Source organism: Zemynaea arenosa (assembly GCF_004614185.1).
Lineage (GTDB): Bacteria > Pseudomonadota > Gammaproteobacteria > Burkholderiales > Burkholderiaceae_D > Telluria > Telluria arenosa.
The window spans coordinates 25,711-31,820 of sequence record NZ_SPVF01000220.1; the positions used below are offsets into that span (position 1 = coordinate 25,711).

Here is a 6,110-nt window from a genome sequence, read left to right on the forward strand (position 1 = left end):
GCCCGACGCCACATCAGGCTGACGCCTGGCGGGCTTACAGGCGGGCGTCAGCAGTCGCTTCCGACCTTTGATCCGGACGCGGATACAGCCAATCGAACAACAGGGTGGCCGCGATCATGCCGGCCAGCTGCGCCAGCACGAAACCAGGCACGTCGGCCGGGCGGATGCCAGCGAAGGTATTCGTCAATGCGCGCGCGAGCGTCACTGCGGGATTCGCAAACGAGGTGGAGGCCGTGAACCAGTAGGCGCTGGTGATGTACAAGGCCACGGAAGGCGCCACCGCGGCCGGTTTGGAGCGCGCACAGGCGATGATCGTGGCAATCAAACCGAATGTCGCCACGCCTTCGCTCCACCACTGCGCGTGGCCGGTGCGCGCATGCGTGGACGCCATGAACACCGGCTCTCCAAACATCGCGTGGGCACACGCCACGCCCGCCAGTGCGCCCAGGATTTGGGCGGTCACGTACGGCACTACCCAGCGGCGCGGCAGGTTGCGCTGCCAGGCTTCGGAGAGGGTCACTACTGGATTGAAGTGGGCGCCCGAGACCGGGCCGAACACATGGATCAGCACCAACAGCCCGGCGCCCGTGGCGATGGCATTTGCGAGCAGGGCTACGGCCGTATTGCCCGCCGCCAGCCGCTCGCCCATGATGCCCGATCCCACTACGATCGCGAGCAGCATCGCGCTGCCCAGCGCCTCCGCGACCATGCGGCGCATGAACGTCATACCGGCATGCTCCCGATGTGGCGCAGCGCCGCTTCAATTTCGGACGCTGACATCGTCTCCAGCGGCAGCGCCACCATGGATTCGACGCGCCGCTCGATCTGTTGCCGGATGCGTGCAAAGGCGGCGCGCTTCTCGTCGTCGGTTCCTGCGGCTGCGGCTGGGTCTTCGAAGCCCCAGTGCGCGGTGGCCGGGAAGCCTGGCCATAGTGGGCAGGTCTCGCCCGCCGCGTTATCGCACACGGTGATGATCGCGTCCATCGCAGCAGTTCCGGCCTCTCCGAACTCGTCCCAGCTTTTGCTGCGCAGGCCCGTCGTCGGGTAGCCCATCGCCTGCAGCTGCTCGATCGCGAACGGGTTGACGCGCCCGGTCGGCTGGCTGCCCGCGCTGAAGCCGCGAAAGCGCCCGCCGCCCAGCTGGGACACGAGCCCTTCGGCCATGATGCTGCGCGCCGAGTTTCCGGTGCAGAGAAACAGTACGTTGTACGTCTTGTGAGTCATGTTGTCCAATCTGTTAGTCGAGCCGTTTCACCATGCACGCCGCCTGCGCGGGGCACAAGCTGGAAAATTCCGTGGTGGCCTGCAGGGCTTGCGGCGCAGAGTTTCTGGTGACGGTTTGATACCCGAGGTGTTTGAAAAAATCGGCAGCCGTGGTGGTGAGCAGGTACAGGGCATCGACCCCGTGGGTACGGCCGTGGTTCTCGATGGCGGCGACCAGCCGCTTGCCCAAGCCGCTGGCACGCAGTCCGGTACGCACTGCAAGTGAGCGGACCAATGCGTTCGCGCCAAGGCGCTCCAGGCCGACCGTTCCGGCCAAGCCGTGGGTGTCTTCCGCAACGAGGAAATCGGTGAGGTGTCCTGGTCCAATATCCTCATGGGGGAGACGGCAATCCTTCAGCAACGCGACAACCGCTGGCAGGTCATCGCGCTGCGCCGGGCGCACCGTCATTTCGTTCAGCAGCATGCCGCGGACTTGCTTTCCTGTTTGGGAACGCAGCACGCGCCCTTGTCGCTGGGGCCTGCCAGGGGGATGCAGCAGGCCCCCTCGGCACTCTGCGCCGGCTGCGCATCCTCGCCGAAGACCGGGATTGAATCGAGCGTATGGAAGGTTTCCCACGCCACGCCGCTCGGGTCATTGACCCAGTATTTGTCGGACTTGGCGTAGCAGCACGCGGCCTCGGTTTCCTCCAGCATCGGCGTCTGCAGCTTGACGAGGCGGGCCTGCATCTCGGCCAGTTCTTCCGCCGACTCGACCTGCACGCCCAGGTGATTGAGGCCAGCCTCGCGGCCACGCTGCGAGATCGCGAAGTTCACCCGCGGATCGTCGAGCATCCACTTGGCGTAGTCCGGCTTCACGACCGACGGCGCAGTGCCGAACATGGTCGAGTAGAAGTCGATGCTGGTTTGCAGCTGATCGACGGAGACGTGGACGTGCAGGCGTTTCATGGCTGGACTCCTTCAGGGTTGGGGCAACATGCCGAGGTGGCGGGGCTGCAAGGATTCCCACCACAGCAGTTCTCTGTGAGGAAGCCGAGCAGTTGGTTCATGGTGTCGAAATTGGCGGCGTAGATCAGCGAGCGGCCGGCCTTGGTTTGGGTGAGCAGCTTCGCCTGGCTGAGTTCCTTGAGGTGGAACGAGAGCGAGGACGCGGGCAGGCCCAGCACCTCGGCGATGCGGGTGGGAACCATGCCCTCCGGTCCGGCTTGCACGAGCAAGCGGAATACCGCCAGCCGGGATTCCTGGGCGAGCGCAGCAAGCGCGGCAATGACAGAGGCGTTATCCATGGTTCGATATCCGTGGAACTATTTGATTTGATAATATTCGAAATATCGAATAACGCAAGCAGTCGTCAGATGCGACAATGATTCAGCCTTGATCACCGGAGTCCACCTTGATTCGTACCGCCACAGTGGCTGACGCACCCGCCCTTGCCGCGATCTACAACCACTACATCCGCGAGACCACGATCACCTTTGAAGAGGAGCCGTTGATGCCTGACGAGATGGCGCGGCGGATCGAATCCGTCCAGGCCAGCGGACTGTCCTGGCTGGTGAGCGAGGTAGACGGCGCGATCGCTGGCTACGCGTACGCGACCAAATGGCGCGAGCGTTCCGCGTATCGGTTTTCGGTGGAGAGCACGGTGTACGTCGCTCCGGAGCGCCAGGGCCAAGGCCTTGGCCGCGCGCTGTACGACCAGTTACTGGCGGCGCTGAAGGATCGCGGCGTGCACACCGTCATCGGCGGCATCGCCCAGCCCAACGAGGGTAGCGTCGCCCTGCATGAAAAAATGGGCTTTCGGAAGGTCGCCATGTTCGAGCAGGTCGGCCAAAAGTTCGGCCGCTGGATCGATGTGGGCTATTGGCAGCTACTGATGGACAAGCCAGAATAATCGGCGTGGACAGCGAACCAGCAAAAAGCAGCAGCCTCAGGTGGAAGGCGGCTTGGTCAGGAAATCGACCAGCGCGTCCAGCGCCCCGCCAGACGCGGCACCCGTGATGCGCGCGCCGCAGCGAAAGAAGTGGCTGGCCGGGCGCGGCTGGCAGTAGACGATGGTGACGAGGAAGCTCGCCGGAATGGACTGGTCCGGCAGCAGGACCTGAAGGACGAACTGCCTCCCCGACGGCAGCAGGCCCGCGTGCAGGAAACCGGCGCCGCTCAGGGAGATATCGATGAGATGCACCGGCGCCGAAGCGGCGCCGGGCGACAGGTCCGCCATGAGCGCCGCAGGTGCAGAGAGCAGCCGCCGCGCGTGTTCGCGCCGCTGGGCTATGGCAATGGAGTCGGAGAGAGTGGCGGGCATCCCCGCCGATTCTACGGATCGTGCAGAGAGTTCCAAGAGGCACACAACGGGACTTCTTGTCAGACCAGTCTGACGCAAGTGCGCGCCGAACCACACGGCCGCTCACCTCACGCTACAATGGATGAATACTACTACCTTCGAGGCCCAGCGTGGCGCGCCCACACGACGACGTGCACCTGCGACACCTGATTGCCGCCACCGCGCTCGGCAACGCCCCCGCATTCCGGGAACTCTACGACGCCACCTCGGCGAAACTGTTTGGCTTCGCGCTCCGTATATTGAAGAAACATGAGCTGGCCGAGGAGGCGCTGCAGGAGGCTTACGTGTCGGTGTGGCATGCCGCGTCCGGCTACCAGCCGCACCTGTCCGCACCGCTGACGTGGATGGCGACCATCGTGCGCAACAAGGCGCTTGACCTGTACCGCCGCGCCAGCGCCGACATCGAACTCGACCCTGGGCAGCTGGACCTGGACATCGTGGCCGCCGTCCCGGATGGCGCCGCCAGTCCGCAGGATCGTGTTCAATTGAGCGACGAGGCACGCGCGCTGGCGGCCTGCATGCAGCACCTGGAAGGGTTGCACCGGCAGGCCATCGGGCTCGCGTATTTCCATGACCTGTCCCACAGCGAGATCGCCAGCCAGCTCCGGCTGCCGATCGGGACCGTGAAGACCTGGATCCGCCGCGGCCTGGACAAGCTGCGCCAGTGCCTGGCCCGGCGGGAGAACGTATGAACATCAAGGACAACCCAGACCTGCAGCAGAAGCTCGCCGCCGAATACGCCCTCGGCACCCTCAAGGGCCATGCCCGCCATCGTTTCGAGGCCCTGCTGCGCGAGGATGCCGCCTTGCGCGCGACCGTCGCGGAGTGGCAGGAAAAGCTGGTGCCCTTGATGGAATTTGCGCCGCCGGCCGCGCCGCCGGAGCGCGTGTGGCACGGCATTGCGGCGGGGGTACGGCCGCGGCGCGGCGCGGCGGGCAGCACCTGGGTGATGCGCTTGTGGCAGACGGTGGCCGGGGCGGCGGTGGCGGCGTCCGTGGTGCTGGCGGTGCTGCTGGTGCAGCGCGGGCAGGAGGTGTCGTACGACCGCATGGCCTCGCTCACGGACGAAAAGTCGAATATCGCGCTGGTGGTGGCGGGCGACAGCCGCCACCAGGCCATGGACGTGCGCGTGGTGGAAGGGGTGACGGTGCCGGACGACCGCACGCTGCAGCTATGGGCGATCAGCAAGGCGGGCCAGCCGCGCTCGCTGGGCATCCTGGCGGACAACCGGCACGCGCGGCTGGCGCTGGATGCCCGCGCCGCCGGAGCGGATGTGGCGCTGCTGGCGATCAGCCTGGAGCCGAAGGGCGGCTCGCCCAATCCGAACGCGCCCACCGGCCCCGTGCTGTGGAAGGGCAACTGGGTGACGCTGTAACCGTGGCGCTCACGCCGTCAGCAGCTGCAGGTTAAAGGCGCGTTCGGCCAGCCAAACCGAGGCTACCAGCATGATGGCCGCGGAGCCGCCGACCAGGACCACGCGGCGGTAGAACCAGGTGCTCCTCATCAGGTATGCAACTGGCAGGAACACCGCGACCAGCGCCAGCTGGCCCATCTCCACACCCAGGTTGAAGCCGACCAGGGAGGCGGCCAGCGCACCCGGCGGCAGGCCAAGGTCGTTGAGCACATTCGCGAAGCCGAAGCCGTGGATCAGGCCGAAACCGAAGGCAGCCATCCAGCGCTGCACGCCGCCCACGGGCGTGATGTTGTTCAGGGCCGCCAGCACCACCGACAGGGCAATCGCGGACTCGACCCAGCGCGACGGCAAAGTCACCACGTGCAAGGCGGCGACGGTGAGCGTGACCGAATGCGCGAGCGTGAACGCGCTGACGATGCGGATCACGTCCAGCGCCACAGCGCGCGGGCCATGGGCTTCTTCCCATTGGTGGCCACGCCACACCAGCACGGCGGGCAGCAGCAGGGACAGCAGGAACAGCACGTGGTCGTAGCCGATCCAGATGTGCCAGATGCCAAGCTTGACGTACGTGAGGAAGCTGGCCACGTCGTTGGTGGTTGGGGCGATGCTCTCCCGCGGGTGGTCGCCGCCGAGGATCAGGTTGGCCGCTGCGGCGCCGTCGCGCGTGAGGCGGACGAGGCCGCGGTGTTGCGGGTCGAGGTCGGCGAACAGGCGGTAGTCGAGGGTAAGGGCGTCGGTGGATCGGGGGCAGTCGGCGGTGAAGCGGAGCACGGTGTAGGCGCCGTCGGTGTGGTTGTCGATCAGCTGTTCGGCAGTGGGAGTTGCGGCGCAGGGCTGGCCGCCTGCGGTGAGCGTCAGGCGCGGCAGGGCGTAGGCGGCGATGGCGGCGTGGTGGCTGCGCACTTCGTCCCAGGTGAGCTGGCCGTCGTTGTTGGTGTCCAGGCCGATGGCCATGTCGAGGTCGCGCAGGGCGATGTCCCATTGGGCGTCGATGCGCTGGCCGTGCGCGGTCAGGGTCAGGTAGCTGTCGCTGGGCTTGTGCGCGTGGGCCGGCGCCGCGCTGGCGAGCAGGATCGCCAGCAGGGCGAGGAGGCGGGCGAGAGTGCGGGTCATGGTGCACCTCCACTGGGTTGG

Annotated in this window: 10 protein-coding genes; 3 read left to right on the top strand and 7 right to left on the bottom strand. The window is 66.4% G+C overall.

Features of this window, described 5'->3' with window-relative positions; genetic code table 11:
- Nucleotides 1-34: 34 nt before the first annotated feature.
- Genes E4L96_RS17220 through E4L96_RS17240 form a run of 5 tightly spaced genes read right to left on the bottom strand, consistent with a single transcriptional unit; the run spans nt 35 to nt 2,507 of the window.
- Nucleotides 35-727 carry an MIP/aquaporin family protein gene (locus E4L96_RS17220; RefSeq protein ID WP_135208444.1) on the bottom strand — a complete coding sequence of 231 codons (693 nt, stop codon included), beginning with the start codon at nt 725-727 and terminating at the stop codon, nt 35-37.
- Complete coding sequence (locus E4L96_RS17225) at nt 724-1,224, bottom strand: arsenate reductase ArsC (RefSeq protein WP_135208453.1); 501 nt, start codon at nt 1,222-1,224, stop codon at nt 724-726. The genes E4L96_RS17220 and E4L96_RS17225 overlap by 4 nt, the downstream gene beginning before the upstream one ends.
- Before the next feature lie 13 nt (nt 1,225-1,237).
- Nucleotides 1,238-1,687, bottom strand: coding sequence for an arsenic resistance N-acetyltransferase ArsN2 (gene arsN2, locus E4L96_RS17230; protein ID WP_229414580.1), 450 nt, complete (start codon nt 1,685-1,687; stop codon nt 1,238-1,240).
- Nucleotides 1,678-2,169, bottom strand: a complete 492-nt coding sequence (locus E4L96_RS17235; protein WP_135208445.1) for an ArsI/CadI family heavy metal resistance metalloenzyme — start codon at nt 2,167-2,169, stop codon at nt 1,678-1,680. The genes arsN2 and E4L96_RS17235 overlap by 10 nt, the downstream gene beginning before the upstream one ends.
- Nucleotides 2,166-2,507, bottom strand: a complete 342-nt coding sequence (locus E4L96_RS17240; RefSeq protein WP_135208446.1) for an ArsR/SmtB family transcription factor — start codon at nt 2,505-2,507, stop codon at nt 2,166-2,168. The genes E4L96_RS17235 and E4L96_RS17240 overlap by 4 nt, the downstream gene beginning before the upstream one ends.
- A 107-nt stretch (nt 2,508-2,614) precedes the next feature.
- Between E4L96_RS17240 and E4L96_RS17245 the strand changes: the two genes are divergently transcribed.
- On the top strand, nt 2,615-3,112 hold the full coding sequence (locus E4L96_RS17245) for an arsinothricin resistance N-acetyltransferase ArsN1 family B (protein WP_135208447.1): 498 nt from the start codon (nt 2,615-2,617) through the stop codon (nt 3,110-3,112).
- Nucleotides 3,113-3,148: 36 nt separating this feature from the next.
- On the opposite strand, the gene E4L96_RS17250 is transcribed toward E4L96_RS17245, so the two are convergent.
- Nucleotides 3,149-3,523, bottom strand: coding sequence for a PilZ domain-containing protein (locus E4L96_RS17250; RefSeq protein WP_135208448.1), 375 nt, complete (start codon nt 3,521-3,523; stop codon nt 3,149-3,151).
- A gap of 149 nt (nt 3,524-3,672) precedes the next feature.
- Here E4L96_RS17250 and E4L96_RS17255 point away from each other — a divergent pair, with 149 nt between their 5' ends.
- On the top strand, nt 3,673-4,254 hold the full coding sequence (locus E4L96_RS17255; protein WP_135208449.1) for a sigma-70 family RNA polymerase sigma factor: 582 nt from the start codon (nt 3,673-3,675) through the stop codon (nt 4,252-4,254).
- A complete protein-coding gene (locus E4L96_RS17260; RefSeq protein ID WP_135208450.1) occupies nt 4,251-4,937 on the top strand; it encodes an anti-sigma factor in 687 nt (228 codons plus the stop codon). The genes E4L96_RS17255 and E4L96_RS17260 overlap by 4 nt, the downstream gene beginning before the upstream one ends.
- A gap of 9 nt (nt 4,938-4,946) precedes the next feature.
- On the opposite strand, the gene E4L96_RS17265 is transcribed toward E4L96_RS17260, so the two are convergent.
- Nucleotides 4,947-6,089, bottom strand: a complete 1,143-nt coding sequence (locus tag E4L96_RS17265; RefSeq protein WP_135208451.1) for a HupE/UreJ family protein — start codon at nt 6,087-6,089, stop codon at nt 4,947-4,949.
- Nucleotides 6,090-6,110 lie beyond the last annotated feature (21 nt).

Coding starts and splice junctions, on each gene's coding strand:
- E4L96_RS17250 (WP_135208448.1), bottom strand. CDS start 3,523: ATGCCCGCCACTCTCTCCGACTCCATTGCCATAGCCCAGCGGCGCGAA.
- E4L96_RS17260 (WP_135208450.1), top strand. CDS start 4,251: ATGAACATCAAGGACAACCCAGACCTGCAGCAGAAGCTCGCCGCCGAA.
- E4L96_RS17235 (WP_135208445.1), bottom strand. CDS start 2,169: ATGAAACGCCTGCACGTCCACGTCTCCGTCGATCAGCTGCAAACCAGC.
- E4L96_RS17225 (WP_135208453.1), bottom strand. CDS start 1,224: ATGACTCACAAGACGTACAACGTACTGTTTCTCTGCACCGGAAACTCG.
- arsN2 (WP_229414580.1), bottom strand. CDS start 1,687: ATGCTGCTGAACGAAATGACGGTGCGCCCGGCGCAGCGCGATGACCTG.
- E4L96_RS17265 (WP_135208451.1), bottom strand. CDS start 6,089: ATGACCCGCACTCTCGCCCGCCTCCTCGCCCTGCTGGCGATCCTGCTC.
- E4L96_RS17240 (WP_135208446.1), bottom strand. CDS start 2,507: ATGGATAACGCCTCTGTCATTGCCGCGCTTGCTGCGCTCGCCCAGGAA.
- E4L96_RS17220 (WP_135208444.1), bottom strand. CDS start 727: ATGACGTTCATGCGCCGCATGGTCGCGGAGGCGCTGGGCAGCGCGATG.